This is a genomic window from Sphingomonas rosea (assembly GCF_039538065.1).
GTDB lineage: Bacteria > Pseudomonadota > Alphaproteobacteria > Sphingomonadales > Sphingomonadaceae > Sphingomicrobium > Sphingomicrobium rosea.
In genome coordinates this window covers 2,643,970-2,668,698 of record NZ_BAABBR010000001.1, presented here as the reverse complement: position 1 = coordinate 2,668,698, position 24,729 = coordinate 2,643,970, and the positions used below count along the sequence as shown (strand labels likewise).

General features: G+C 67.5%; 23 protein-coding genes and 1 tRNA gene. 16 read left to right on the top strand and 8 right to left on the bottom strand.

The genetic code is table 11. The annotated features are described in order from the left end of the window. The first annotated feature begins 33 nt into the window (after positions 1-33). The 3 genes from ABD693_RS13180 (at position 34) to ABD693_RS13170 (ending at position 2,090) form a co-directional block, all read left to right on the top strand. A tRNA-Arg gene (locus ABD693_RS13180) sits at positions 34-110 on the top strand. Between the two features lie 101 nt (positions 111-211). Continuing rightward, positions 212-1,645 (top strand): coniferyl aldehyde dehydrogenase, encoded by a 1,434-nt coding sequence (locus ABD693_RS13175; RefSeq protein WP_344697535.1) that lies wholly within the window; start codon positions 212-214, stop codon positions 1,643-1,645. Between the two features lie 49 nt (positions 1,646-1,694). Next, entirely contained in the window at positions 1,695-2,090 is a 396-nt protein-coding gene (locus ABD693_RS13170; protein ID WP_344697534.1) for an OmpA family protein, read from the top strand. 42 nt (positions 2,091-2,132) lie between these two features. Here the strand turns inward: ABD693_RS13170 and ABD693_RS13165 are convergent, their stop codons facing one another. Further along, the gene (locus ABD693_RS13165; protein ID WP_344697533.1) at positions 2,133-5,213 is read right to left on the bottom strand and encodes a TonB-dependent receptor; all 3,081 of its coding nucleotides are present in this window, start codon (positions 5,211-5,213) and stop codon (positions 2,133-2,135) included. A 111-nt stretch (positions 5,214-5,324) separates the two neighbouring features. Here ABD693_RS13165 and ABD693_RS13160 point away from each other — a divergent pair, with 111 nt between their 5' ends. From ABD693_RS13160 to ABD693_RS13145, 4 genes are read left to right on the top strand one after another with little or no spacing between them, the layout of a single operon-like run. Then, positions 5,325-6,845 (top strand): flavin-containing monooxygenase, encoded by a 1,521-nt coding sequence (locus ABD693_RS13160; protein ID WP_344697532.1) that lies wholly within the window; start codon positions 5,325-5,327, stop codon positions 6,843-6,845. Beyond that, complete coding sequence (locus ABD693_RS13155) at positions 6,842-7,657, top strand: SDR family NAD(P)-dependent oxidoreductase (RefSeq protein ID WP_344697531.1); 816 nt, start codon at positions 6,842-6,844, stop codon at positions 7,655-7,657. Before ABD693_RS13160 ends, ABD693_RS13155 begins: the two co-directional genes overlap by 4 nt. After that, complete coding sequence (locus ABD693_RS13150) at positions 7,654-8,592, top strand: alpha/beta fold hydrolase (protein ID WP_344697530.1); 939 nt, start codon at positions 7,654-7,656, stop codon at positions 8,590-8,592. The genes ABD693_RS13155 and ABD693_RS13150 overlap by 4 nt, the downstream gene beginning before the upstream one ends. Continuing rightward, positions 8,562-10,253, top strand: a complete 1,692-nt coding sequence (locus ABD693_RS13145) for a GMC family oxidoreductase (protein ID WP_344697529.1) — start codon at positions 8,562-8,564, stop codon at positions 10,251-10,253. Before ABD693_RS13150 ends, ABD693_RS13145 begins: the two co-directional genes overlap by 31 nt. A 64-nt stretch (positions 10,254-10,317) precedes the next feature. On the opposite strand, the gene ABD693_RS13140 is transcribed toward ABD693_RS13145, so the two are convergent. Next, complete coding sequence (locus ABD693_RS13140) at positions 10,318-11,205, bottom strand: outer membrane protein (RefSeq protein WP_344697528.1); 888 nt, start codon at positions 11,203-11,205, stop codon at positions 10,318-10,320. A gap of 125 nt (positions 11,206-11,330) precedes the next feature. Further along, on the bottom strand, positions 11,331-11,492 hold the full coding sequence (locus ABD693_RS13135; RefSeq protein ID WP_344697527.1) for a hypothetical protein: 162 nt from the start codon (positions 11,490-11,492) through the stop codon (positions 11,331-11,333). A gap of 225 nt (positions 11,493-11,717) precedes the next feature. Between ABD693_RS13135 and ABD693_RS13130 the strand changes: the two genes are divergently transcribed. Together ABD693_RS13130 and ABD693_RS13125 are read left to right on the top strand one after the other, a co-directional pair. Next, on the top strand, positions 11,718-11,942 hold the full coding sequence (locus ABD693_RS13130; protein WP_344697526.1) for a hypothetical protein: 225 nt from the start codon (positions 11,718-11,720) through the stop codon (positions 11,940-11,942). Between the two features lie 39 nt (positions 11,943-11,981). After that, positions 11,982-12,302 carry a hypothetical protein gene (locus ABD693_RS13125; RefSeq protein WP_344697525.1) on the top strand — a complete coding sequence of 107 codons (321 nt, stop codon included), beginning with the start codon at positions 11,982-11,984 and terminating at the stop codon, positions 12,300-12,302. Here the strand turns inward: ABD693_RS13125 and ABD693_RS13120 are convergent. Continuing rightward, positions 12,244-12,642: a hypothetical protein gene (locus tag ABD693_RS13120; RefSeq protein ID WP_344697524.1), complete on the bottom strand. Its 399-nt coding sequence runs from the start codon at positions 12,640-12,642 to the stop codon at positions 12,244-12,246. The two genes, ABD693_RS13125 and ABD693_RS13120, sit on opposite strands and share 59 nt — an antisense overlap. Before the next feature lie 87 nt (positions 12,643-12,729). On the opposite strand from ABD693_RS13120, the gene smpB reads away from it, so the two are divergent. The 6 genes from smpB to ABD693_RS13090 all read left to right on the top strand — a co-directional run bounded on the left by smpB (position 12,730) and on the right by ABD693_RS13090 (position 20,244). Further along, entirely contained in the window at positions 12,730-13,212 is a 483-nt protein-coding gene (gene smpB, locus ABD693_RS13115; protein ID WP_344697523.1) for an SsrA-binding protein SmpB, read from the top strand. A gap of 89 nt (positions 13,213-13,301) precedes the next feature. After that, positions 13,302-13,886, top strand: a complete 585-nt coding sequence (locus tag ABD693_RS13110) for a DUF2062 domain-containing protein (protein ID WP_344697522.1) — start codon at positions 13,302-13,304, stop codon at positions 13,884-13,886. An 8-nt stretch (positions 13,887-13,894) separates the two neighbouring features. Beyond that, on the top strand, positions 13,895-15,970 hold the full coding sequence (locus tag ABD693_RS13105) for a M13 family metallopeptidase (protein ID WP_344697521.1): 2,076 nt from the start codon (positions 13,895-13,897) through the stop codon (positions 15,968-15,970). A gap of 5 nt (positions 15,971-15,975) precedes the next feature. Continuing rightward, positions 15,976-18,345 carry a hybrid sensor histidine kinase/response regulator gene (locus ABD693_RS13100; RefSeq protein WP_425567285.1) on the top strand — a complete coding sequence of 790 codons (2,370 nt, stop codon included), beginning with the start codon at positions 15,976-15,978 and terminating at the stop codon, positions 18,343-18,345. A gap of 41 nt (positions 18,346-18,386) precedes the next feature. Beyond that, on the top strand, positions 18,387-18,749 hold the full coding sequence (locus ABD693_RS13095) for a response regulator (protein WP_344697520.1): 363 nt from the start codon (positions 18,387-18,389) through the stop codon (positions 18,747-18,749). Positions 18,750-18,909: 160 nt separating this feature from the next. Continuing rightward, the gene (locus tag ABD693_RS13090) at positions 18,910-20,244 is read left to right on the top strand and encodes a L,D-transpeptidase family protein (protein WP_344697519.1); all 1,335 of its coding nucleotides are present in this window, start codon (positions 18,910-18,912) and stop codon (positions 20,242-20,244) included. 161 nt (positions 20,245-20,405) lie between these two features. On the opposite strand, the gene ABD693_RS13085 is transcribed toward ABD693_RS13090, so the two are convergent. Then, the gene (locus ABD693_RS13085) at positions 20,406-21,233 is read right to left on the bottom strand and encodes an outer membrane protein (protein ID WP_344697518.1); all 828 of its coding nucleotides are present in this window, start codon (positions 21,231-21,233) and stop codon (positions 20,406-20,408) included. A 345-nt stretch (positions 21,234-21,578) separates the two neighbouring features. On the opposite strand from ABD693_RS13085, the gene ABD693_RS13080 reads away from it, so the two are divergent. Beyond that, positions 21,579-22,190 carry a LuxR C-terminal-related transcriptional regulator gene (locus ABD693_RS13080; protein WP_344697517.1) on the top strand — a complete coding sequence of 204 codons (612 nt, stop codon included), beginning with the start codon at positions 21,579-21,581 and terminating at the stop codon, positions 22,188-22,190. 192 nt (positions 22,191-22,382) lie between these two features. Here ABD693_RS13080 and ABD693_RS13075 read toward each other — a convergent pair whose 3' ends face one another. The 3 genes from ABD693_RS13075 to ABD693_RS13065 are packed head-to-tail and all read right to left on the bottom strand — an operon-like array spanning position 22,383 to position 24,684. Next, positions 22,383-23,555: a CCA tRNA nucleotidyltransferase gene (locus tag ABD693_RS13075; RefSeq protein WP_344697516.1), complete on the bottom strand. Its 1,173-nt coding sequence runs from the start codon at positions 23,553-23,555 to the stop codon at positions 22,383-22,385. Further along, positions 23,546-24,139 (bottom strand): CoA pyrophosphatase, encoded by a 594-nt coding sequence (locus tag ABD693_RS13070; RefSeq protein ID WP_344697515.1) that lies wholly within the window; start codon positions 24,137-24,139, stop codon positions 23,546-23,548. The genes ABD693_RS13075 and ABD693_RS13070 overlap by 10 nt, the downstream gene beginning before the upstream one ends. Beyond that, positions 24,136-24,684 carry a DUF1285 domain-containing protein gene (locus ABD693_RS13065; protein ID WP_344697514.1) on the bottom strand — a complete coding sequence of 183 codons (549 nt, stop codon included), beginning with the start codon at positions 24,682-24,684 and terminating at the stop codon, positions 24,136-24,138. Before ABD693_RS13065 ends, ABD693_RS13070 begins: the two co-directional genes overlap by 4 nt. Positions 24,685-24,729: the final 45 nt, after the last annotated feature.

Genomic DNA, 24,729 nt, shown 5'->3' with positions numbered 1-24,729 from the left:
CCGCGAACCTCTCTCTAGGAGGCCCCTCGGCAGGCGCCCGTAGCTCAGCTGGATAGAGCATCAGACTACGAATCTGAGGGTCGGACGTTCGAATCGTTCCGGGCGCGCCATTACAAAGGGGTTCTCTTCGGAGGGCCCCTTTTTCGTATCGCTTCTCTCCGTGCCCGTTCCACGTTAGCGTTTTGCAACGAAGCAGCCCGGGAGACTCGCCATGGCCGACGCCGATCCGACCAAGCCGCCTTCCGCCGAGCTGGCCGCGATGCGCGCGGCCTTCGATCGTCTTCATGCCGCGTCGCGCCGTGAACCGCCGGCCGACCTCGACCTTCGCCGCGACCGGCTCGAACGGCTGAAGATCATGGTGCGCACCCGCGCCGACCAGTTCGTTTCCGCGATTGCCGACGATTTCGGGACGCGCGCGCGGATCGAGACCGAGCTGATGGAGCTGGTGCCGACGCTCGGAGCGGTCGACCACGCGCTCAAGAATCTCGCGAAATGGATGCGCCCGGAGAAGCGCAAGGTCGGCCTCAACTTCCAGCCTGGCCGCGCCTTCATCCAATATGAGCCGCTTGGCGTCATCGGCATCATCTCGCCGTGGAATTATCCGCTGAACCTCGCGCTGTCGCCGCTGGTGGACGCGCTGGCGGCGGGCAACCGCGTGATGATCAAGCCGTCCGAACTCACCCCGGCCTTCAGCGCCGCGCTGGCCGAGGCGATCGGCGAAGCCTTCGACGCGGACGAGGTGGTGGTCGCGACCGGCGGGGTCGAGGTCGGCCGTGCCTTCGCCTCGCTGCCGTTCGACCATCTGCTCTTCACCGGCTCCACCGCGGTCGGGCGAGAGGTCTACAAGGCGGCTGCGGCCAATCTCGTGCCGGTGACGCTCGAGCTCGGCGGCAAGTCGCCGGTGATCCTCGCCGACGATTATCCGCTCACTAAGGCCGCGCGCTCGATCGCGTTCGGCAAGTTCCTCAACGCGGGCCAGACCTGCATCGCGCCCGATTATGTGCTGGTGCCCGAAGCCAAGGCGGATGCCCTGGCCGAGGCGCTGCTGGCCGAGGTCCGCAAATCCTATCCCGACCCCGCGCGCGATCCCGATTATTCCGGCGTGATCAGCAAGCGGCACCGCGACCGCCTGGTCGGCGCGATCGCCGCGGCGCGGGCCAAGGGCGCGAAGGTCATGGCGCACGGCGAGGAGGCGGCCCAGAACGCCGGCAAGGTCGCGCCGACGATCGTCATCGGTGCGCCAGAGGAGACGATCCTCGCGTCCGAGGAAATCTTCGGACCCTTGCTCCCGATCGTGCCCTATCACCGGCTCGAGGACGCCATCGCCTTCGTCAACGCGCGCGACCGGCCGCTCGCACTCTACTGCTTCAGCAAGAACCCCGAGACGCAGGCGCATGTCCTTCGCCACACCGTGTCTGGCGGCGCGACGATCAACGGGACCTTGCTCCACATCGCGCAGGAGAGCCTGCCGTTCGGCGGCGTGGGGCCAAGCGGGATCGGCGCCTATCACGGCGTGGAAGGCTTCAAGCGCTTCAGCCATGCGCGCGGCGTCTACCGGGCGGGGCCCTTCATCGCCTTCGAGCGCCTCGGGCCGCCGTGGGGCAAGCTCGCGCGGCGGATGGCCAAGGCGATGCTGAAGCGGTGAGCGGCGCGGCGTTTCGCTTTGCGCGACCGAGCGGCTATGCGGTGCGGCCATGAGCCTGATCCTCGCCGCCGCGTTTCTCGCCGCTCAGCCGCAGCCCGCCGCCGACACGCCGTCGCCCCCGGCGGCGCTGATGGTCTTCTTCGACAGCGGAAAGGCGCACTTCCGCCGCGACTCGGACAAGGCGCTCGAGGCCGCGGCGGCGGCGGCGGGCGCGGGCGCGCGGCTGCGCCTCGTCGGGCATACCGACCGGCCTGGAAGCGAGGCGGTCAATCGCCGCATGTCGCTCGCCCGGGCCAGGGCCGTCGCCGCCGCCCTTGTCGCCCGCGGCGTACCGGGCGCCAGCATCAGCACCGCGGGCGAGGGCGAGGACCGGCCCTATCTCCCGACCGCCGACGGCGTCATGGAAATCCAGAACCGCCGCGTCGACATCATCGTCGAGCGCTAGGACAAGCGCCCGGGCGATGCCCGGGACGGCATCACCGATCCCCTAGAACTTGACGCCCACCGACACGCCGTAGCGACGCGGCTCGAGTGTGAAGACGTTGGTGTAGATGCCCGAGGACTGGTCGCCGGTGTAAAGGCCGGTGACCGCGTCGCTGTTGGTCAGGTTCTGCACGAAGGCGCGCACGTTCCAGCGGTCGCCCGGCGCGTTCAACTGGACCTGCGCGTTGATCACCGTGAAGGCGTCGATGCGGTCGATCGGGTTGTTGAAGCTGCGCGCGTAATAGCGGCCGGTGTAGGCGATGTCGGCGCGGGGGACGAGCGTCCAGCGGCCGAGGCGCGCGGTATATTGCGCACCCGCCGAGAACTTCCAGTTGGGCGATTGCGGAAGTTCGTTGCCGTTGACGTTGATCGCGACGCCCTCGGTGACGGTGAAGGGCAGCGGCCCGGTCGCGACCCCGAAGGCCGCACGCAGCGCCGCGGGCGGATTGGCGATGGTGTCGGACAGCGAGCCGGCGCCGTAACAGATGCTGTAGGCGCCCGTGGCGTTGGTCCCGGGCACGGGCACCGGTGCGGCGAGGTTGTTTCCGGTCGCGGCGTTGACGCCCGCGTTGAACGCGCCGACCAGTCCCGCCGCGGCGCCGGCCGGAAGCGTCGTCGTGGGCACCACCGCGCAGTTCGATCCGTCGGTGAGGTTCTTGATGATGACCGCGTCGGCGCGTCCCCCCGAGGGATCGCGCGGATCGACCAGGCTCAGCCCCTTGATCTTGCTCTTGAGGTAGGAGCCCGAGAAATTGAGGAGGAGGTCGTTGGTCGGGCGAAGGACGCCCTCGACCTCGACCCCGTAGATCTGCGCGTCGGTGTTGTCGTTGACGCTCGTGCGCGCGACGATCCGGCTCAGCTGCAAGCCCTTGTAGTCGTAGTAGAAGGCCGAGGCGTTGAGCCGCAGCACGCCGCCGAACAATGTGTTCTTGGTGCCCACCTCGAAGGCGTTGATTGCCTCGGGCGCGAAGGTCGGCGAGATGTTGAAGGTGGGATCGATCGGCGGGTTGAGGCCGCCCGCCTTGTAGCCGCGCGAATAGGAGGCATAGACGAGGTTGTTGCGGGTCAGCTGGTAGTCGAGCACCAGCCGCCCGGTCAGCCGCGAGAAGCTGACCTTGCCGATCGCGAACACCTGGCTGCCGGCGACCGCGGGGTCGGCGTCATAGGCGGCGAGGAAGGGCGAGGTATTGGCGTCGGCCACGCCGACGATGGCGGGAAACTTGAGTAGCGGCGCGCGCGCGACCTGGCGCTTGGCGTCGTGGCTCCAGCGCAGGCCGCCCGAAATCTTGAACTTGTCGCTGACCTCGAAGGTCGCGTCGCCGAAGATGCCGCTGCTCTTCAATCGGAAGTCGGTGACTTGCGAATCGTAGAATGGGGGCGCGAGATAGACCTGCGGGAAGGTCGCGTTCCCGCCGAGGCGTTGGGCGAGCGTGGTCGCCGCGCCGAGGATTCCCGCCGCATAATCGAGCCCGCTCGAGACCACGTAATAGTTGGAGTCGGTAAAGCGGCCGTCGGTGTAGATCCCGCCGACGATGAAATTGAGCGGCCCGTCGAAGTTGCTGTCGACATGACCCTCGAGCGAATATTGCCGATAGTGTGAATTGGAGCGGTCGAACTCGCCGCCCGCCGCGGTGCATTGCGCAACATTGCCGCCGTAGATGCCGCTGAACTGCGGGTTGGGCTCGGAAATGCAGGCCGCGCCGGCCGGGCCGTTCGGAATGAAGCGCTGCGCCACCGGCGTGAAGAACTGGTAGGGATTCACACCGCCCGTCTGCGGGAAGAAGGCGCCGGGCAGGCTGGGCAGGGTGGCGAGATTCACGAGGCCGGGATTGTTGGCGAGGCTCGACCCGGCGGTGAGCGAATAATCGGTGCGGCTGTCGACGAGCGACTTGGCGTAGCCGCCGGTCAGCGTCAGGCTGAACTGCTGCCCGAGTTCCTGCTCGATCCGGGCCTGGAGGATCGTCTCCTTCGCCTTGTACGTCGGATTGAAGTCGGTGTTGACGGTGCGCAGGTCCGCCGGATTGATCGCATTGCCGAAGAAGGTGTCCGGGCCGTTCAAGTCGCTCAGTGCGAGCGGCGCGAGGACGGGGCTGTTGAGCGTGAAGAATTGCCGGGAGGTCAGGATCCCAGCGAGCGTCGCATTGGCGTTGACCGTGCCGTTTTCGAGGCGGTCGGGGCGGCAGCCGAGGATGCCCGTATTGTCGCGGGCGCAAAGCTGCTTCTGGATGCGGCTGCGGTCGTCGTCCTCGCGGAAGATGTAGCCGATGAGGTCGACCGTGGTCCCGCTGGTCGGACGAAGGCGAAGCGTTCCGCGCAGGGCGTAGAGGTCGCGCCCGTCGATCTTGCTGCCGTCGAAGAGGTTCTTGGTATAGCCGCCGCGGGTCAGCGAATAGCCGGCGAGCCGGAGCGCGGCGAAATCGGTGACCGGCACATTGAGCGCGCCGGTGAACTTGCGCGATTCGTAATTCCCGAATTCGGCGGTGGCGTTGCCGCTCCACTCGCCGATCTTGGGCCGGGCGGTGATGAAGTTGACCACGCCCGACGTCGCGTTGCGGCCATAGAGCGTGCCTTGCGGTCCGCGCAGCACCTCGACCCGCTCGAGGTCGAAATATTCGGTCTCGAACAGGCGGTTCTCGACCAGCGGCATGTCGTTGAAGTGGATGCCGGTCGCGCGGTCGCAGCTGAAGCCGACGCACAGGTCGCCGATGCCTCGGATGGTGAAGCTCGACGAGGTGAAGTTGGTCTTGGTGAAGGTGACGTTGGGCAGGCTGAGCTGCAGGTCGGTGGCGTTCGAGATCTGCTGCTTCTGAAGCGCGTCGGCGTTGAAGGCCGAGACCGAGATCGGCACCGACTGCAGCGCTTCGGCGCGGCGCTGGGCGGTGACGACGATGTCCGTTCCGTCGCCCTGCGCCGCGGCCTGCGTGGTCCCGCTCGGCGCGTCGCCGGCCTGGTCCGACGCGCCTGCACCGGTCTGGATCTTGCCGTCGTTCGCGGGCGGTGTCGGCACCGTCTGGGCGATGGCGGGCGCGGCAAGGGACATGGCCGAGAGCGAGGCTCCGGCCAGCAGCAGGCACGAACGGTTCATGAATGTCTCCCCCCTGTGGCGAGGAGCCGCCGAAACCAGGCGAACCCACGCTTCAGAAGGCGCGAGTTTCCGCTTGCTTACCGTGGCCTGTCAAGCGCAGCATGAACGTTGATGGAAAGCGGCGATGAAGCGAACGACGTCGACGTTCTGGTGATCGGCGCCGGACTGTCGGGGATCGGCACAGCCTGGCACCTTCAGCACCATTGTCCCGATCGCAGCTATGCGATCCTCGAGGCACGCGAGACGATAGGCGGGACGTGGGACCTGTTCCGCTATCCCGGGATCCGCTCCGACAGCGACATGTACACGCTCGGCTACAGCTTCGAGCCCTGGACCAGCGACAAGGCGATCGCCGACGGGCCGTCGATCCTCGCCTACGTCAACATGGTCGCGGACAAGTATGACATCCGCCGCCGGATCCGCTTCGGACAGCGGCTCGTCGCGGCAGCGTTCGACAGCGCGAGCGCGCGCTGGACGGTGACGATCGAGACCGCCGAGGGGCAAGGGACCATGACCTGCCGCTGGCTGCACATGTGCACCGGCTATTATGATTATGCGCAAGCCTATCTGCCCGACTTTCCGGGTCGCGACACCTACGCAGGCACCTTCTTCCACGCGCAATTCTGGCCCGAGCAACTCGACTATCGCGGCAAGCGGGTGGTGGTGATCGGAAGCGGCGCGACCGCGGTGACGATCGTCCCCGAGATGGTCGCGGACGGGGCGGCGCAGGTAACGATGCTGCAGCGCTCGCCGACCTACATGGTCAGTCGCCCGGCGGTCGACAAAGTCGCCAACAGCTTGCGCTGGTTGCTCGGCGACAAGGCGAGCTATTCGGTCGTGCGCTGGCGCAACGTGCTCATGCAGCAGGCCTTCTTCCAGTTCGCCCGGCGCCGGCCGCAGGCGATGAAGAAGATGATCCGCAAGGGGCTGCTCAAGGAATTGCCGCCCGACTACGAGATCGAGACGCATTTCAACCCGGCCTACAATCCCTGGGACCAGCGACTCTGCCTTGTCCCCGATGCCGACCTGTTCGCCGCCATCCGATCCGGCAAGGCGGAAGTCGTGACCGACCATGTCGAACGCTTCGAGCCCGATGGAATCCTTCTCCGCTCGGGCCGCGAGCTCAAGGCCGACGTGATCGTCGCGGCGACCGGTCTCAAGCTCCAGTTGCTCGGCGATGTCGCCTTCACCGTCGACGGCGAGACGCGCAAGCTGAGCGGCGCCATGACCTACAAGGGCATGATGTTCGGCGACGTGCCCAACCTCAGCTACAGCTTCGGCTACACCAACGCCTCGTGGACGCTGAAGGCGGACCTGACGAGCTTCTACGTTTGCCGGCTGCTCAATCATCTCGCCGTAACCGGCAAGGGCATTGCGGTGCCGCGCGTGCAGCCCGACGTCCGGCCGGTCGACTTCCTCGACTTCAGCTCGGGCTATGTGCAGCGCGCCAAGGACATCCTGCCCGTGCAGGGCGACCGCGCGCCGTGGAAGCTCCACCAGAATTACATCCGTGATCTGCGATCGCTCAAGCATGGAAAGCTCGAGGACGGGGTGATGGCGTTCAGCGGCGACACCGACTGGAAGCGGGGGCGGATGCCGCCCGCGCTCAGCCTTGCGGGGGCGGAGGCATGAAACTCGAGGGACGGGTCGCGGTCGTCACCGGCGCCGGCGGGGGGATCGGCCGGGGCATCGCGCTCGCGCTGTCACGGCGCGGCTGCAATCTCGCGCTCGCCGACAAGAATGCGCAAGGATTGAGCGAGACCAGCGGCATGATCCGCGGCGTGCAGGTCTCGCTCCACCCGCTCGACGTCACCGACAGGGCGGCCTGCGCCGCGCTCCCGGCCAAGGTGGTCGCCGAGCATGGCCGGGTCGACCTTCTCGTCAACAACGCGGGGGTCGCGATCGGGGGCACGTTCGAGCAGGTCGACGAAGCCGATTTCGACTGGCTGATGGAGGTCAATTTCCACGCCGTCGTACGCCTGACCCGCGCCTTTCTTCCGCTGCTCAAGCAAAGCGACGAGGCGCGGATCGTCAACGTATCGAGCCTGTTCGGCCTGATCGCGCCGCCGGGCCAGACGGCCTATTCGGCGGCCAAGTTCGCCGTTCGCGGGTTTTCCGAATCGCTTCGCCGCGAGCTTGAGGACGCGGGGTCGAGCGTCGGGGTCACCGTCGTCCATCCGGGCGGTATCAACACCGACATCGCCCGCAGCGCACGGCCACCGCGTCACGTCACCAACGAGGAAGCGGCGCTGATCGCCAGCGAGAAGGATCGCTTCCAGAAATTCCTGAAGATGTCGCCGGTGAAAGCGGGCGAGATCATCGTCCTTGGAATCGAAAAGGAACGGCCGCGCGTGCTCGTCGGCGGCGACGCCAAGATCGGCGCACTGATCGAGCGGCTGAGCCCGGTCGGCTACTGGAACATCCTCAAGCGGAGCATGGCATGAAGAAGTGGGCGATCGCGGGTGCCTCGCTGGTCGGCGGACTGCTTGGCGCAGGGCTCTACAGCGCCCGCGTCGCAAAGCAGGCCGAGGCGCTGGTGCCGATGGACGGCCGGCTGGTCGACGTCGGCGGCGGCGTGCAGCTTCACGTCACCGAACAGGGCAGCGGGCCGCCCCTGCTCCTCATCCACGGCCTCGGCGCACAACTCCGAAGTTTCGCCCAGCCGATGGTCGACGAGCTGGCCAAGGACTATCGCGTGATCCGCGTCGACCGGCCGGGCTCGGGCTATTCGCCGATGCTGCCCAGCCGCTCGCAGCGCCTCGTCGACCAGGCCGATGCCATGGCGGGGCTGATCGATGCGCTGGCGCTCGACCGGCCATGGCTCGTCGGCCATTCGCTCGGCGGCGCGCTCGCGCTGCAGATCGCCGAGCGGCATCCCGGCAAGGTGCGCGGCCTCGCGCTGATTGCGCCCGCGACCCAGCCGGTTCGCGACGTGCCCGAGGTGTTCAAGGGACTGATGGTGCCGCTTCCCGTTGCCGGGCTCGTCGCGCGGACCATCGCGGTGCCGCTCGGCCTCGCGACCCGCGACAAGGTCCTCGCCATGGTCTTCGCACCCGAGGCCGCGCCGGCCGACTACGTGACGGCGGGAGGCGGGGCGCTGGCGCTCCGGCCGGGCAATGTCGAGGCGGCCTGCGCCGACCTCCAGCTCGCCCGCGAGGACGCTGATGCGATGACAGGCCGATACGCGGCGCTCGACCTGCCTGTCGCCATCCTCTTTGGCCGCGGCGACGCCTTGCTGGCACCGGCCGAGCATGGCGCAAAGACCGTCGGCGAAATCCCGGGTGCCACGCTGACCGAGGTCGAGGGTGGGCACATGCTGCCTTATACCCAGCCGCTCGAAACCGCCCGGTGGGTGCGTTCGGTGGTCGCGAGCCGGTGAGCGCGCCGTTCGAAGCGGATTATGTCATCGTCGGGGCGGGATCGGCCGGCTGCGTCCTTGCCGCGCGGCTGAGCGAGGATCCCGGGACGAGCGTCATTTTGCTTGAGGCGGGCGGCGACGATCGGCCGGGCAAGGAGAAGGGACAGTTCCTCTCCAATCTCTGGATCCACGTGCCGATCGGTTATTCGCAGACGCTCAAGGATCCCAAGGTCAACTGGCTCTACCAGACCGAACCCGATCCGGGCACCGACGGGCGGACCCATGTGTGGCCGCGCGGCAAGGTGCTCGGCGGATCCTCCTCGATCAACGCCATGCTCTACGTGCGCGGGCAGCGGGCGGATTACGACGGCTGGCGGCAGCTCGGGTGCGAGGGCTGGGCGTGGGACGACGTGCTGCCCTATTTCCGCAAGGCGCAGCACCAGGCGCGCGGCGGCGACGCTCTCCACGCCACCGACGGACCCTTGCATGTCGGCGATCCGGCGGACGGCCATGTCGTCAGCGAAGCGGCGATCGAAGCGGCCGAAGCGCTCGGCCTGCCGCGGCGCGATTGCAACGGCCCCGAGCAGGAAGGGGCGAGCTGGTTCCAGGTCAACATCAAGGACGGCAAGCGTCACTCCGCGGCGGTCGCTTATCTCCATCCGGCGATGAACCGGCCCAATTTGCGCGTCCTCACCCGCTCGCTCGCGCGCCGTGTCCTGTTCGAGGGAAAACGTGCGGTCGGGGTCGAGATCGATCGAGATGGCGCAAGGCAGGAAATCCGCGCAAGACGTGAAGTGATCCTGAGCGGCGGCGCGATCAATTCGCCGCAACTGCTTGAACTGGCGGGGATCGGTGATCCGGCGCGGCTGCAAGCGCTCGGCGTCCCGGTCGTGCAGGTGTTGGCAGGCGTCGGCGAAAACCTGCAGGACCATTTCGTGGTCGGAAATACCTACCGGCTGAAGAAGGGAACGATCTCGGTCAACGAGCTGGCGCGCGGACCTCGGCTGCTGCGCGAATTCGCCCGCTATCTCGTCGCCAAGCGGGGACTACTGACCCTGTCGGCGGCACACATCGGGCTGTTCGTCCGCTCGCGGCCCGACCTCGCCGGGCCCGACCTTCAATATCACATCCTTCCCGCGACGATGGACGCCGAAAAGCTCGCCAACGAGCAGGTGATGGAGCTTGAGAAAGAGCCGGGGCTGACGATCGCGCCGTGCCAGCTGCGCCCGGAATCGCGCGGCTCGGTGCACCTCAAGTCAGCCGATCCGGCCGAGCATCCCGCGATCCGGCCCAATTATCTCGCTGATCCGCTCGACCGCGAGGTGGTGGTCGCAGGTTTGAAGTTCGGCCGGAAGCTCGCCGCGACCGACCCGCTCGCGCGCTTCATCGATCATGAGACCAATCCAGGCGTCGACGTCGCGACCGACGATGAACTCCTCGGCTTCGCCAGATCGCACGGCACGACCATCTACCATCCGGTCGGTACCTGCGCGATGGGCCGGGGAGGGGCCGCGGTGGTCGATCCCGAGCTCCGGGTGATCGGGATCAAGGGGCTGCGGGTCGTGGACGCCTCGATCATGCCGCGGCTGGTCAGCGGAAACACCAACGCACCGACGATCATGATCGCGGAAAAGGCCGCCGACCTCATCCGCGGACGGCCCGCGCTCGCCCCGCTCTCCTGACACATGAAAAGGCCGGGGAGCGGATACTCCCCGGCCTTCCTTTGTCGTCCGTCGCGCGGCTGGCTTAGCCGCGTTCGGGGGTCGCCGGCGGCGGAGGCGGCGGAGGCGGCGGCAGCGGGCAGCTGTCGGTCGCCAGGATCACCGACCCGTCGGGGCAGGTCTGGGTCGCGGGCGGGGCCGGCGGAGTCTCGATCACCGGCGGCATCGGCGGCGGCGGGGGCGGCGGCGGCGCGGCCGGCTCGGCGAAATTGTAGATGATGCTGAACAGCAGCGAGTGCGAGCTGAAGCGGCTGCGCGTATCGTAGGTGAAGCCGCTGGCGTTCAGCTCGTTGATGACGTTGTTGAAGTCGAGCCGGTGCGAGCGGAAGTAGCGATACTTTAGGCCGACATCGAGCTGCGGCGTGATCGCGTAACGCACGCCCGCAATGCCCTGGAGCGCCAGTCCGCTGTCCTTGCCTTCGATGTCGTAGGGTGCGGTGCCGGGAACGATGTTGTTCATCTTCACGCGCGCCCAGCCGATGCCGGGGCCGGCGTAGAAGCTGACGCCATCGTCGTCACCGACGTCGAGCAGCAGATTGACCATCGCCGAGGTGGTGCCGACGTTGCCCTTGCCGTTGACGGTGGTGAGGGTGCCGCCGGTCGCGGCGCGGGTACCGATGCTGTCGACGGTCGCGCGCTTGTAGCCAAGCTCGCCCTCGAGGCGGATGAGGCCGAAATCGTAGCCGAGGTTGAGGTCGAGATCGAGACCTGGCTTCTTGAACTTCATCACCACGCCGTCGTCGATGACAGTCGTGCCGGCGGGGGTCGATGTGCGGACGACGGTGAGGTTGTGCTTGAGCGTCTTGGCCCAGAGTCCACCGCCCTCGGCACCGAAATAAAGGCTCTGGTCGCGGGCGGCGGCGGGCGTCGCCAGCAAGGTCGCGGCGGCGAAGCCGAATAGGATCTTGCGCATGATGGTCTGGACACTCCCCTGTTTCGTGCGCGCCCGAATTCCCCGAGGATCGGCGCTGCGGGAGTGTTTATGGCAGATAATCCCCGTTATTGCCACAAGCGTAACGAAAAGTGACCCGATTTGGGTCAGGCGGCCGAAGCGGTCTCTTCCAGCGCGGCCGAAGCCCGGGCGGCGAACTGCATTGCGAGCTTGGCATGCCACTCGCGCGCGGCGGCGGTCATCGAGCGCTGCGCGGCCGTCCGCTCCTCGGCGGCGCGCCTGGCATAATAGCGGTGGTTCGACTCCACGGCGACGGCTCCACTGGTCTGGTCGGGCTCAAGGTGAGGGCCAATGGTGGAGGAAAGGTTAATATCCACAACCGTCCCGGCCCGGCACAACCCCGTGTCCGAAGAGTGACACCCACGATCACAAAGCAGAATATCGCTGAAACCGAACGACTCGTCGCTCGTTACAGCTTCGAACCCATTTCTTAAGAACTAGCGAGGGGGACAGCCATGCTGACTTCGAGCAATATGACCAAGGCCTTCAACCCCGCGATGCGCGGCTACCACGCCGTCTACCGCGAAAATGCCGTCAACCATTGCCCCGGTTGCGGCCGGACCCACTGGCTGATCGGCCGAATGTTGGCCGAATGCGGCTTCTGCGGAACCGCGCTGCCTTTGTCGGAAAGCTATTCGCGTAGCGCTTCGGCGCCGCTGATCCGCCACGGGCGCGGAGGTCTGCCCAAAGCGGCCTGATCCCTCGCGGCATGCCGGCTTTTCTGCTATGATGCCGGCATGCTGGGGGCAGCAATCTTCATCGCGGCTCTTTCCTCTCCGGGGCCGTTCGTCCTGGTGAATGGCAGCAGCGGCCGCCTGTCCGAAATCGCCATCCGTCAGTCGGTCGGAAGCGCTCCTTGGCGTCCGCTCGGACCCGGCACATTGTCGCCGGGTGCGCGAAGCGCGGTTCCGGCGCAGTCGGGCGACCTGTGCGCGTTCGACATCCGCGCCAAGGTCGGCACCGAGACTGCGACCTGGCTCTCCGTCAATCTCTGCGACGTCAAATCCGTGACGCTGAACCGGCGCTCCGACGGGACGCTCTGGGTCGATTACGACTGACCCCGAGGTGCCGGCGCTGCGGCGCGCGGGTGCGGATGGGGGAGGGGACGGGCTCTGCGGCCGGCCGCGTCGCGTCGAGCAGTTTGGCGCCGACCAGGAAGGTCACCGCCGAGCAGGCCGCGAAGAACATCCAACCGATCGCGCCGGGATAGAGGTCGAGATAGTGCTTGCCGCGCTCGACCCCGCCGAGCGCCACCGCCCAGGTGACGGCCCAGGCTTCCCATTTCGTCTTGACGACGAACAGGCGGCCAATCCGCCGAAGAATTCGGGGCATACGCATCGACATGGTTAAGCAACGGTCATGCCAATGGCGCAGTTCCGCCATTTTGGCGTTAACCATAGCCCTTAATTGTCAATTATCCCGACGCGGGAAGGATTGAGTCCCTTCCTCCGAGGCGGGACAGCGCCTAGATGCGAAAGCGAAAAGATGTCCCAGCCCCCCACGCCCCCGTTCGACAAGCAGAAGGTCGTCGCCGAGAACCGGCGCGCCCGTTACGATTATTTTGTCGAGGAGAGGTTCGAGGCCGGAATCGCGCTCCAGGGCACCGAGGTGAAGGCGCTTCGCAACGGCGAGGGCTCGATCGCCGAAAGCTATGCCACCGTCGAGGGCGAGGAAGTGGTGCTGATCAACAGCCACATCCCCGAATACAAGAACGGCAGCTGGATGAACCACGAGCCGCGCCGCAAGCGGCACCTGCTGCTGCGCAAGCGCGAGATCGGCAAGCTGATGGGGGCGATCCAGCGGCAGGGCCTGACGCTCGTGCCGCTGTCGATCTACTTCAACGGCAAGGGCAAGGCGAAGGTCGAGCTCGCGCTCGCCCGCGGCAAGAAGAACCACGACAAGCGCGAGACGATCAAGGAACGCGACTGGAAGCGCGAGCAGGGCCGGCTGCTGAGGTCGCATGGGTGACTCGTCGCCCGGGCATCGGTCCGGGCCCAATTGCGTCGGTCCTCGCGATGGAGCGAGCAAGGTGGGCGCGCGCATGCTAGGCTCGGCGCATGGCTGAGCGGCCCCACTTCTTCCAGCGTCTCGCGGCCAAGGCGACCCCGTCGCGCGAGGAAGTGCTCGAGAGCCGCTGGCTCAAGCCTTTCGGCACCCGCATTCGCCGCTCCGACCTGTGGCGCTTCACGCGTCGTTCGGTCCCGGCGGGTGTGTTCGCCGGCCTCTTCATCGGCATCTTCCTGATGGTGCCGGGGCTCCAGATCGTCGGTGCGGCCTTGCTCTGCGTGCCGGTGCGCGGCAACATTCCGATCGCCGCCGCCATGACCTTCCTCAGCAATCCCGCGACCACGCCGTTTTTCCTGATCGCGGCGATCGCGCTCGGCAACAAGCTCGGCTTCCACGCCGACCTCGCGGCCTTCGAGCGCCTTTATTCCAGCGGCGCGGACTTCTCGGCCTGGGGCCGGTGGCTCCTGTCCGATGCGGCGCCGTCGCTGGTAAGCGGCCTCTTCCTGATCGCGCTCGCCAGTGCGTTCGTCGGCTATGGCGTGTCGATCGTCGTCTGGCGCTGGTGGGTCCACCGCAAGTGGCGCAGGCGGACCCGACCCGAACTTTTCTCGCATCCCACGCAAACTCAAGGGTGATTGACCGCATGAAGACGCTTCTCCTGAGCCTCGTTGCAACCACCGCGCTGGCCGGTTGCGCCGCCAACACCGCGCCGGTCGAGACCGCCGCTCCTGCCGTCGAGACACCCACTGAAACCGCCGCCGCCACCCCGGCGATGCCGAAGCCGCAGATCGGCACCTTCGGCTTCGACAAGGCCGGCATGGACGAGAGCGTGCTCCCGGGCGACAACTTCTATTCCTTCGCCAACGGTACGTGGGCCAAGAACACCGCCATCCCTGCCGACAAGTCGAACTACGGCATGTTCACCGTCCTCGACGACCTGTCGCGCGAGCGCACGCGCACCCTCATCGAAGAGCAGAGCAAGGACAGCAACAGCCGCATCGGCCAGACCTTCGCGAGCTTCATGGACACTGCCTCCATCGAGGCGAAGGGCCTTGCGCCGTTCCAGCCGTGGCTCGGCCAGATCAAGGGCCTGAACTCGAAGGCCGGCCTTCCCGCGCTCTACGCCGCCGCGATGCGCAACGGCGTCGGCACCCCGTTCGCCGGCTATGTCGGCCAGGACGACAAGCAGCCCGACCAGTACATCTTCTCGATGTCGCAGTCGGGTCTCGGCATGCCGGACCGCGATTATTACCTCAAGAACGACGCCAAGCTGGCCGAGACCAAGGCCAAGTATCTTGCGCACCTGACCAACGTCCTCAATCTCGCCGGTGAGCCCAATGCCGCCGCGCGCGCCAAGGCGATCGTCGACTTCGAGACCAAGATCGCCGACGCGAGCTGGACCCGCGTCGACAGCCGCGACGCCACCAAGACCTACAACAAGATGAGCCTCGCCCAGCTGTCGAAGATGGCACCCGGGTTCGACTTCGCCGCGCTGGTCCGCGGCACCGGCGCGCAGAACGTCAGCGACGTGCTCGTCGCCCAGCCCTCGGCCTTCACCAAGATCGCCGGCCTCATCCGCTCCGCGCCGCTCGGCGTCCTCAAGGACCAGCTGATGGTCCGCAGCCTCGACGCCTACGCGCCGTTCCTGCCCTCGGCTTTCGACAAGGAGCAGTTCAGCTTCTATGGCACCACGCTCGGCGGCACCCCGCAGCAGGAAGAGCGCTGGAAGCGCGGCGTCGACTTCACCGTCGGCGTGCTCGGTGACGATGTCAGCCAGCTTTACGTCCAGCGTTATTTCCCGCCCGAGACCAAGGCCGCGGCCGACCAGCTGGTGAAGAACGTCATCGCGGCGATGGATCGCCGGATCGACACGCTGCAGTGGATGGCACCCGAGACCAAGGTCAAGGCGCACGCCAAGCTCGCCGCCTTCACGCCAAAGATCGGCTATCCCGACCGCTGGCGCGACATGAGCGGGCTGCAGATCGATCGTTCGGACCTGCTTGGCAACGCGATGCGGTCGAACAACTTCGACTATGCCTACAACATCAACAAGCTCGGCAAGCCGCTCTACAAGTGGGAGTGGGGGATGACCCCGATGACGGTCAACGCCTATGCCAATTTCGGCATGGTCGAGATCGTCTTCCCGGCCGCCATCCTGCAGCCGCCCTTCTTCGATCCCAACGCCGATCCGGCGGTCAACTATGGCGGCATCGGCGCGGTGATCGGGCACGAGCTCAGCCACCACTTCGACGATCAGGGCGCCAAGTACGACCGCGACGGCCGCCTGACCGACTGGTGGACCACCGCCGACGTCGCCGCCTTCAACAGCCGCCTCGACGCGCTCGGCAAGCAGTATGACGCCTACGAGCCGCTTCCGGGCATGCACGTGCAGGGCAAGCTGACGATGGGCGAGAACGTCGCCGATCTCGCCGGCCTGTCGGTCGCGCACGACGCCTATCTCGCCAGCCTTGGCGGGCAGCCGGCGCCGACCATCGACGGCACCACCGGCGACCAGCGCTTCTATCTCGGCTGGGCGCAGGTCTGGCGGCGCAACTATCGCGAGGCGAACCTGCGCCAGCGGCTGCTGACCGATCCGCACAGCCCGTCCGAGCAGCGCGGCAACATCGTGCGCAACATGGATCCCTGGTATCCGGCGTTCAACGTGCAGCCCGGCCAGAAGCTGTACCTGACGCCGACCCAGCGGGTCCGCATCTGGTAAGCTGAATGCTCCACGCCCGGCTCGCTGCGATCGACGCTGAACCCGTCCCTCGGGGCGAGCCGTGGCTGGTGCCCTTGCTCCTCGCGCTGGCTCTTGCCAGCATGGCGGTCATCGCCGTGGCGGTCGGCCATCCGTCGGTCGCGCTCGCCTTCGCCGTCGGCGGGGTGGTTGCGGTGCTGCTCGGCTGGCGGCGCCGGGCGGTGCCCGACCTCATCGGCCTGCCGGTCGAGAGCCCGCCCGACTATGGGCTCGTCGCGGCGGGTCTCGACCTCTGCCCCGATCCGGCGGCGCTGACCGATGGTACCGGCCGCCTGCTCGCGATCAACGCCGCCTATCGCGATCGCTTTCCGGCGCTTACGCAACCCACCTTGCTCGGCGGCGATGACTCCCACGCCATCGCACAGGCGCTCGAGACCGCGGCCCGCGACGGGCAGGGGAGCGCGCCCGCCGTCATGACCGAAGAGGGCTCGATCGCGGTCGAGATCGCGCGCGTCGGTCACGGCAACGACCGCTTCCTGTGGCGCATCCCGCGGCCCCGCCGCTCGCCGCTCGGCGTGCTCGTCCGCCGCCTCCAGAGCGCCGAAGGCGCGGTCCTCGGCGAAGCGGGCGTGCTCGCCGCCGCGGTCGACGGCGATGGCCGGGTGATCGCCGCCAACGACATGTTCGCACGCCGCGCGCGCCTCGAGGGCGAGGACGACCGGCTCGACAATCTGCTCGAGGGCGCAGGCGAGGGCCGGGTACGCCTTCGCGGCGAAGGACCGGAAGGCCCCATCCTGCGCCTCCTGCACATCCCTGCCGAACCGGGCTCGGGCCATGCCGCCGGCATCACCATGCTGTTCGCAACGGGCGAAGGGCCGAGCCCGTCCGAACCCGCCAGTCTCCAGGCGCTGCTCGACCTGCTGCCGCTCGGCCTCGCGCTCGTCGACCGCGACGGCCGCTTCCTCACCAGCAATCGCGCCTTCCGCAACGCCGCTGCGCTCGCCGAGGGGCCGCTCCCCGCTTTCCCGAGCGACCTCGTGGTCAAGGAGGACAAGGCCGCCGTCGCCGATGCCGTCCGCCGCAACAGCCGCGGACCCGCCATGTCGGGCGACCTCGCGGTCCGCCTCACCCACCAGCCGACCGAGCCCGTCGCGCTGACCATCGCGGGCCTGCGCAACCTTGGCGATGCCAGCGTCCTCCTGCTGCTCAAGGACAATAGCGAGGAAGCCAAGCTGAAGCGGCAGGTCGCGCAGGCGACGAAGATGCAGGCGGTCGGCCAGCTCGCCGGCGGCGTCGCGCACGACTTCAACAACATCCTGACCGCCATCATCGGCCACTGCGACCTGATGCTGCTGCGCCATACGCCCGGCGACAGCGACTATGACGACATCCAGCAGATCAAGTCGAACTCGAACCGCGCGGCGGGCCTGACCCGTCAGCTGCTCGCCTTCTCGCGCCAGCAGACGCTGCGCCCGCAGGTGCTCCAGCTCCCCGACGTGGTGAGCGAGGTCAGCCATCTTCTCAAGCGCCTGCTCGGTGAGACCGTCGTCCTGCAGGTCAAGCACGGGCGCGAACTGGGCGCGGTGCGGGCCGATCCGGGCCAGCTCGAGCAGGTCATCGTCAATCTCGCGGTCAATGCCCGCGACGCCATGGCGGGCACCGGCGGCGGGACCGTCACCATCCAGACCTATGCCGTGCGCGCCGACCAGGTCGCCGAACTCGGCTCCGACATCCTGCCGGTCGACGATTACACCGCCCTCAGCATCTCCGACACCGGCTGCGGAATCCCGCCGTCGGTCCTCGGCAAGATCTTCGAGCCCTTCTTCACCACCAAGGAAGTCGGCAAGGGCACCGGGCTTGGGCTCTCCACCGTCTACGGCATCGTCAAGCAGTCGGGCGGCTTCATCTTCGCCGCGAGCAAGGTGGGCGAGGGGACGAGCTTCGTCATCTACCTTCCGGTCCATCAGGAAGAGCAAGTCCGCAAGATCCGCGCGCCCGCCGCGCCGCCGCCCAAGGCCGAGGAGACCTGGGGCACCGGTACCGTTCTCCTCGTCGAGGACGAGCCAATGGTCCGCACCGTTGCCGAGCGCGCGCTCACCCGCCAGGGCTACAAGGTACTCACCGCCGACAATGGCGAGGAGGCGCTTGAGATCGTCAATCGCGGCGAGGTCATCGACCTGCTCATCACCGACGTCGTCATGCCGGTGATGGACGGCCCCACCATGGTCCGCGAAGCCCGCAAGACGCGGCCCGAACTGCCGATCCTCTTCATGTCGGGCTATGCCGAGGAGCAACTCCGCAAATCGATCGACATCGACAACGTCGCCTTCCTCCCCAAGCCCTTCTCGGTGCAGGAATTGTCGGAGGCCGCACGTAAGGTTTTGGCATCGCGCTGAAACTGGTTGCGCAGGCGGAGCGAAGTCGCGATAGGCGGAGTGTGCAACAAGGTCGTGACATCCTCGTCGTCGAAGACGAGCCGCTTATCGCAATGATGCTCGAGGATTTCCTCGAGACCCTTGGACATCGTATTCACGCCAGCTGCGACAATCTTTCGGATGCGCTCGCCAAGTGCACCGAAGGCGGGTTCGACCTCGCCATCCTCGACGTGAACCTCAAGGGCGAACTGGTGTGGCCGGCCGCTGCTGCGCTCCGCGAGCGCGGCGTTCCGTTCGTCATCGCGAGTGGCGGTCACGTCGAACCTCCGCCCGCGGACTTTGCCGATGCCCCGCTGCTCGAGAAGCCGTACACGATCGACCGCATCGGTCCGGTGCTCGACAAGGCCGCCGCTGCAGCCGCCTGAACGGACCTGAGCGGCGCACCGCCGTCGCTTTTTCGCCGCACCTGCAGGCCATTAACAAAAAATAGCCTCGCGACGACTCGGTTCGTCGCGGTTCACTTGCCCGTCAGTCGCTGGCGGGTAAGGGTCAGGCGACATCATCGTTAATGGGGGTCCAACCCACGTGAAGAAGCTGCTGCTCGCCACCACCATGCTCGGTCTGATCGTCGGGGCTGCCCCGGCCGAGGCCAAGAAGAAGAAGCCGCTTCCGCCGCCGCCCGCGCCGGTTGTCCGGGTCGCCCCGACCGATCCGGTCGAGCTTTACTACTACCAGCATGCCGATGCCCCGATCTGGTTCCGCAGTGACGCGACCCGCGCTGCCGCTACGCGCCTGTCGGCGATCCTGAAGCGCGCGCCGATCGACGGCTTCACCGCCGGCCCGGGTCTCGCCGCGCAGGTCGATGCCGCGATCGCTGCGGCGACGCCGGGCAATGCCGCCGCGACCAAGGCCGCCGAATTCGCGCTGTCCAAGGCATGGGTCAGCTACATGCAGTTCCTGCGGACCCCGCCCAAGGGCGTCGTCTACGGCTACCCGATCCTCCAGCCGCAGGCCCGGCCGGACCAGATCCTGCTGACCACCGCGGCCTCGGCCGACCTCGCGGCGCAGCTCGACAAGATGGCTGACGTCAATCCGACCTACCGCGGACTGCGCGAAGCCGCGCTGGCGAGCGGCATGACCGCCGCCGACACGAGCCTCGCCTCGAACCTTGAGCGGGCGCGCTTCCTGCCCTCGACCGGCCGCTTCGTGATGGTCGACATCGGCAATGCGACGTTGACGATGTACGAAGGCGGGCAGCCGGTCGACAAGATGAAGGTCGTTGTCGGCACCCCGGCGCTGCAGACCCCGATGATCGCCAGCATCATCCATTACGTCACGCTCAATCCCTATTGGAACGTGCCACCGAACCTCATTCACAAGGTGGTCGCCCCTGGTGCGCTCAAGGGCGGTGACGGCTATTTGAAGCCACGCGGCTATGAGGTGATGAGCGGCTGGGGTCCTGACGCGACCGTGCTTCCGGCGAGCTCGGTCGACTGGCAGAAGGTCATCGACAATCCCGAGAGCATCCGCGTCCGCCAGAAACCGGGCCTCGCCAACAGCATGGGCCGGCTGAAGGTGCCGTTCCCGAGCGGGCAGGACATCTATCTCCACGACACGCCGTCGAAGGACAAGTTCAAGGAGACCGACCGCCACCTTTCGAACGGCTGCATCCGGCTTGAGGACGCGCGACGCTTCGCCCGCTGGCTGATGGGCCGCGAGCCCGCGATGAGCGGCAGCGATCCCGAGCAGATGGTCCAGCTGACGCAGGGCGTGCCGGTCTACCTGACTTATCTCACCGCCGAGCCGGGCCCTGACGGCAAGCTGGTCATGCGCAAGGACGCGTATGGCTGGGACGGTCGTCCGGACCTCCAGCTGGCGGCCTCGACCGCCTACACCAGCGTCGCACGGCCCGCGCCGTAAGGGGCTTAACAGCCACGACATGAAGGCCGGGGGAGCGATCCCCCGGCCTTTCTTTTTGCGTGCGGATCTCGAGGGCAAAAGAAAACGGGGCGGAGCCGAAGCTCCACCCCGCAATCTTTTGCCAGTGGCCGGAGCAGGGCCGAAGCCCTGCTCGCAACCGCTTAGCCGCGCTCCGGAGCGGGCGGCGGCGGCGGCGGCGGCGGCGGCGGGGCCGGGCACACGTCGGTCGCCAGGATCACCGAGCCATCCGGGCACGTCTGCGTGGCAGGCGGCGGCGGGGGCGGCGGCGGAGCAGGCTCGGCCGGCGGCGGCGGGGGCGGCGGCGGCGGAGCGGCACCGAAGTTGTAGGTCAGGCTCGCGAGGAGCGAGTGCGACCGGAAGCGGCTGTCGGCATCGCCGGCGACCGTCGTCAGCGGCGCAAAGCTGACCGCATCGTCGATGTCGTGGTTGTAGAAGCGATACTTCAGGCCGAAGTCGACGTTGGTCGCGACCGGGTGACGCACGCCGGCGAGCACTTGGTAGGCGAAACCGCTGTCCTTGAGGAAGCGGCCGCTGAAGCCGGCGGCGCTGAGGTTGACCTTGGTGCGGGCGAGACCGACGCCGCCACCGAGGAAGCCCTGCCAGCCGTCATCGTCACCGAAGTCGAGCAGCGCATTGGCCATGATCGACAGCGACTTGGTGCTGCCGTCGCCCGGGACGCGCGAACCGTTGATGGTGTAGGCTTCGTGGGCAGCGCGCTTGTAGGCCACTTCGAGCTCGGCGCGGATCGCACCGAAGTCGTAGCCGGCGTTGGCGTCCACGTCATAGCCGACCTTGTGGTCGCCCATGGCATAGTCCTTGAACAGCGTGCCGTTCGAGGTGACGTCGAGGCTGATGTCCTCGGCGATCATCGGACCGGCGCTGATGCCGACATAGCCCGTCTTGTCACGGGCCATCGCCGGCGAGGCAATGGCTGCCACCGCGGCGGCGGCCAGGAGGTATTTGCGCATGCTTTCCCCTTCTCGCTCTGTGTTAATGTTAATGGCGCTCCGAACCTCTAGAGCAGGCAGATAGTTGCGCTCAAGAGAAAGCTTGTGACGGAACGATCCATTGTTGTTGCATTGTCGCAACAGGGGCTTGCAGGGCAGGGGCAGCGGCCAACCTCCCAAGTTGCGGAGGGACAACGACTATTTGCCGGTAAGCCTCACCATCTCTTTGATGCACGAGGCAGAAAAGCGGCAACCCTCTAAGAAGAGACACGTTACGCGAGCGGCTTCGCTGTGTCGGCAGGCGGCATGCGCCACCTTGGGCGCAGTGCTGTAGACGGTGAGGAACAATGCAGGTACGGAGGAAGCATGTTGGCTTCGCTGGATGAGGACAAGCTGGTCGAATCGGTGGGCTACAGCCCGATTGCGACGGTGCTCAGCAATCCGCGCAAACCCGACAATCCCCTCGAAGTCGCCAACAGCGCCTTCTGCGCGCTGACCGGTTATCCCGAGAACGAGATCCTTGGCCGCAATTGCCGTTTTCTTTCTGGCATCGCGACCGAGCCGTGGCTGACCGAGCGGATCCGACAGGGCGTCCGCACCCGTCGTCCGGTGCTCGTCGACATCCTCAACTACAAGCGCGACGGAACCCCGTTCCGTAACGCGGTACTGGTGACGCCGTTGTTCGACACCGATGGCGAGCTCGCCTGGTTCCTCGGCAGCCAGGTCGAACTCGGCGACGAGAGCAGCGCGGTCTTCGCCGGCCGCCGCGAGCGCGCGGTCCTGGCGGTGAAGACCCTCCCACCGCGCCAGCGCCAGGTCCTCGAACTCATCGCTAAGGGCCTGCTCAACAAGCAGATCGCGTGGGAGCTCAAGATCAGCGAGAAGACGGTGAAGATGCACCGCGCCCTGCTGATGGAGCGGCTCGGCGTGCCGACGAGTGCCGACCTCATCCGGCTCGCGGTCGAAGCGGGGCTCTGACGCTCCGTCCGCGGGCTTACCGCCCTAAGCCTAGCTGGTGGCCGGCGCCGCCTTGCGCCATTTTCCGATCATCCTAGTCGTCCGGTCCGCTTCCCCTAGAGGATCGTCGGCTAGTCCGAGCCGAGCTTCCCCGCTGCTCGGAAGAACAGTGCCGGCCGCAATCCCGCCTGCGGCCGGCACATTTCCGCTTTATCAGCCGGCATCCGCCAAAGCGGCATCGACCAGCTCGGCCAGCCGCGCCTCGTCGGGAAAATCTTCCGCGACCCAGCGCGCCTCGATGGCCTTGAGCATCCGTGCGACGTTCGGCCCCGGGGTCAGGCCGCGCGCGATGAGCTGCCCGCCGCCGATCGGCATCCGCGGCACCGACCAGCCCTCGAGGCTCGCCGCCGCGTCGGGCTGCCCGGCGAGGAGCAGGCGATCCTGTGCTTCCTCGCGGCCGATTCCATAAGCCAGGGCCCGGGGCGGCGCGGAGACGTCGCCGTCCGCCGCGAGCGCAATGCGCTTGCGCGCGCGGTTGCTGAGCTTGAGCCGCGCCGCCACCTTGTCGGCGAGCGCGGGGTCGGAAGGGAGGAGGGCGGCGAAGCGGCGAAGCGGCTCGGGCTCGAGGTCTGCCGCATTCTCGGCGGCGACCAGTTGCTCCAAGCGGCGGACGTCCGCCACCTCGGGCAGCACCGGGGCAAGCACGCCATGCTCGAGCATCAGCCGGATCGTGGGCGCCGGATCGGGGAGGGCGAGCAGCTTCAGCCATTCGTCCGCGATCCGCTCGCGCGACAAGGCCATCAAGTCGTTCGCGCGCGCCGCGCAGGCCGCCAGTCCTTGCGCATCGGGCGCCCCGGCGAAGCGCGCGGTGAAGCGGAAGAAGCGCATGATCCGCAGGTGGTCTTCGGCGATGCGCTTCAGCGGCTCGCCGATGAAGCGGACGCGCCGGGCGGCGAGATCCTCGAGGCCGCCGAAATAGTCGTGCAGTTCGCCGCTGTCGGGATCGAAATAGAGCGCGTTGATGGTGAAGTCGCGCCGCGCGGCATCCTCGCGCCAGTCGTCGGTGAAGGCGACGGTCGCGTGGCGTCCGTCGGTCGCGAGATCGGCGCGCAGGGTCGTGACCTCGGCATGCTCGCCGCCGCTGATCGCGGTGACGGTGCCGTGGCTGATCCCGGTGGGAATCGTCTTGATCCCCGCCTGACCGCATCGGCGCATGACCTCGTAGGGCGAGAGCGATGTGGCGAGGTCGACATCGGCGACCTCTTCGCCGAGAAGGCCGTCGCGCACCGCGCCGCCGACCAGCCGGGCACTGCCCGGCCCGAGCGCACGCAGCAGCGCCGCGATCCCCGGCCGCTCGGCCATGGCGACGAGGCGGCTCAGCTCCATGCGTGCAGCCGCCGGCTCAGATTGACGATCATGGCCGCGGTCGCGCCCCAGATGCGCCGCCCCTCCCAGGGGATTTCGTAATAAGTTCGCATTCGTCCCCGGAATTCCGCTTCGACCGCGCGCTGATTGGCGGGATCGAGCAGGAAGGCAAGCGGCGCCTCGAACCAGTCGGCGACTTCGGCCTCGTGCGGGACGAGCGGCAGGTCGGGCGCGACCGAGCCCAGGATCGGGGTCACGCGGTAGCCGGTGATGGTCCGATAGGGGTCCGCCTCGCCCCACAGCCGAACCGCGGCCGGGGGCAGGCCGATCTCTTCTTCCGCCTCGCGCAGGGCGGCGGCGGCCGGATCGGCGTCCTCGGCGTCGATCCGCCCGCCGGGGAAGGCGACTTGGCCGGCATGGGTCCGCATGTGCTCGCGCCGGACGGTGAGGAGGACACCGGGCTCGGCGCGCTCGGTGATGGCGACCAGAACCGCGGCGGGAACGGGGGCGGTGATATGCTCCTCGCCGTCGACCAGATCGCCGGCCAGCAGTCCTTTGGGCGCGGGCCGGTCGAGCGCACGGCGGAGCCGGTCGGTCAGGCTCACGAGGCGGAAAGCAGGAAGAAGGTGCCGGCGCTCCAGATGCCGGGCGGGTCGTTCGCCAGCGCCAGCTCGGCAAGCTCGTAATAGACCGGCCGCTCGAAACTCGCCTCGAGCCCACCGCGGAGCGCAATAACGGGCAGGTCCTCGCGCATCAGGAGCGGTGTCTCCGGTCCGATCACCGCCGCCTCGCCGCTGTTGAGTTGTACTGCGATACGCTGTCCTTCGCCGTCGCCCTCGATCGCCAGTGCGGTGACGCGCAGCGCGGCGAATTCGACCTCGATGTCGAGCTTCTCGGCCGGCGTCACCAGCACGTGGCTGCCGTCGGGCTCGCGCCGCAGCACGCTAGCGAAGAGCCGCACCAAGGCGTCGCGCTCAATTCTCCGGCCTGCGTGCCACCAGCGACCCTCGCGGTCGATGCGCATGTCGCTGTGGCCGCAATGCGCGGGGTTCCAGCGCTCGACCGGCGGCCGCCGCCGCTCGGCGATCGCCGCCTCGATCTCGGCGAGGGGAAGGCGGCTGACATCGATCGGGGGCTGGGTTTCGGGCATGGGCCAAAGCAGATGTGCCGCACGCCTTGTTTCCGCAAGGGTGGC

What these genes read in the sequence shown, in the direction of transcription:
- ABD693_RS13175 (WP_344697535.1), top strand. Translation starts at nt 212, where the DNA reads ATGGCCGACGCCGATCCGACCAAGCCGCCTTCCGCCGAGCTGGCCGCG.
- ABD693_RS13170 (WP_344697534.1), top strand. Translation starts at nt 1,695, where the DNA reads ATGAGCCTGATCCTCGCCGCCGCGTTTCTCGCCGCTCAGCCGCAGCCC.
- ABD693_RS13165 (WP_344697533.1), bottom strand. Translation starts at nt 5,213, where the DNA reads ATGAACCGTTCGTGCCTGCTGCTGGCCGGAGCCTCGCTCTCGGCCATG.
- ABD693_RS13160 (WP_344697532.1), top strand. Translation starts at nt 5,325, where the DNA reads ATGGAAAGCGGCGATGAAGCGAACGACGTCGACGTTCTGGTGATCGGC.
- ABD693_RS13155 (WP_344697531.1), top strand. Translation starts at nt 6,842, where the DNA reads ATGAAACTCGAGGGACGGGTCGCGGTCGTCACCGGCGCCGGCGGGGGG.
- ABD693_RS13150 (WP_344697530.1), top strand. Translation starts at nt 7,654, where the DNA reads ATGAAGAAGTGGGCGATCGCGGGTGCCTCGCTGGTCGGCGGACTGCTT.
- ABD693_RS13140 (WP_344697528.1), bottom strand. Translation starts at nt 11,205, where the DNA reads ATGCGCAAGATCCTATTCGGCTTCGCCGCCGCGACCTTGCTGGCGACG.
- ABD693_RS13130 (WP_344697526.1), top strand. Translation starts at nt 11,718, where the DNA reads ATGACCAAGGCCTTCAACCCCGCGATGCGCGGCTACCACGCCGTCTAC.
- ABD693_RS13125 (WP_344697525.1), top strand. Translation starts at nt 11,982, where the DNA reads ATGCTGGGGGCAGCAATCTTCATCGCGGCTCTTTCCTCTCCGGGGCCG.
- ABD693_RS13120 (WP_344697524.1), bottom strand. Translation starts at nt 12,642, where the DNA reads ATGGTTAACGCCAAAATGGCGGAACTGCGCCATTGGCATGACCGTTGC.
- smpB (WP_344697523.1), top strand. Translation starts at nt 12,730, where the DNA reads ATGTCCCAGCCCCCCACGCCCCCGTTCGACAAGCAGAAGGTCGTCGCC.
- ABD693_RS13110 (WP_344697522.1), top strand. Translation starts at nt 13,302, where the DNA reads ATGGCTGAGCGGCCCCACTTCTTCCAGCGTCTCGCGGCCAAGGCGACC.
- ABD693_RS13105 (WP_344697521.1), top strand. Translation starts at nt 13,895, where the DNA reads ATGAAGACGCTTCTCCTGAGCCTCGTTGCAACCACCGCGCTGGCCGGT.
- ABD693_RS13100 (WP_425567285.1), top strand. Translation starts at nt 15,976, where the DNA reads ATGCTCCACGCCCGGCTCGCTGCGATCGACGCTGAACCCGTCCCTCGG.
- ABD693_RS13085 (WP_344697518.1), bottom strand. Translation starts at nt 21,233, where the DNA reads ATGCGCAAATACCTCCTGGCCGCCGCCGCGGTGGCAGCCATTGCCTCG.
- ABD693_RS13080 (WP_344697517.1), top strand. Translation starts at nt 21,579, where the DNA reads ATGTTGGCTTCGCTGGATGAGGACAAGCTGGTCGAATCGGTGGGCTAC.
- ABD693_RS13075 (WP_344697516.1), bottom strand. Translation starts at nt 23,555, where the DNA reads ATGGAGCTGAGCCGCCTCGTCGCCATGGCCGAGCGGCCGGGGATCGCG.
- ABD693_RS13065 (WP_344697514.1), bottom strand. Translation starts at nt 24,684, where the DNA reads ATGCCCGAAACCCAGCCCCCGATCGATGTCAGCCGCCTTCCCCTCGCC.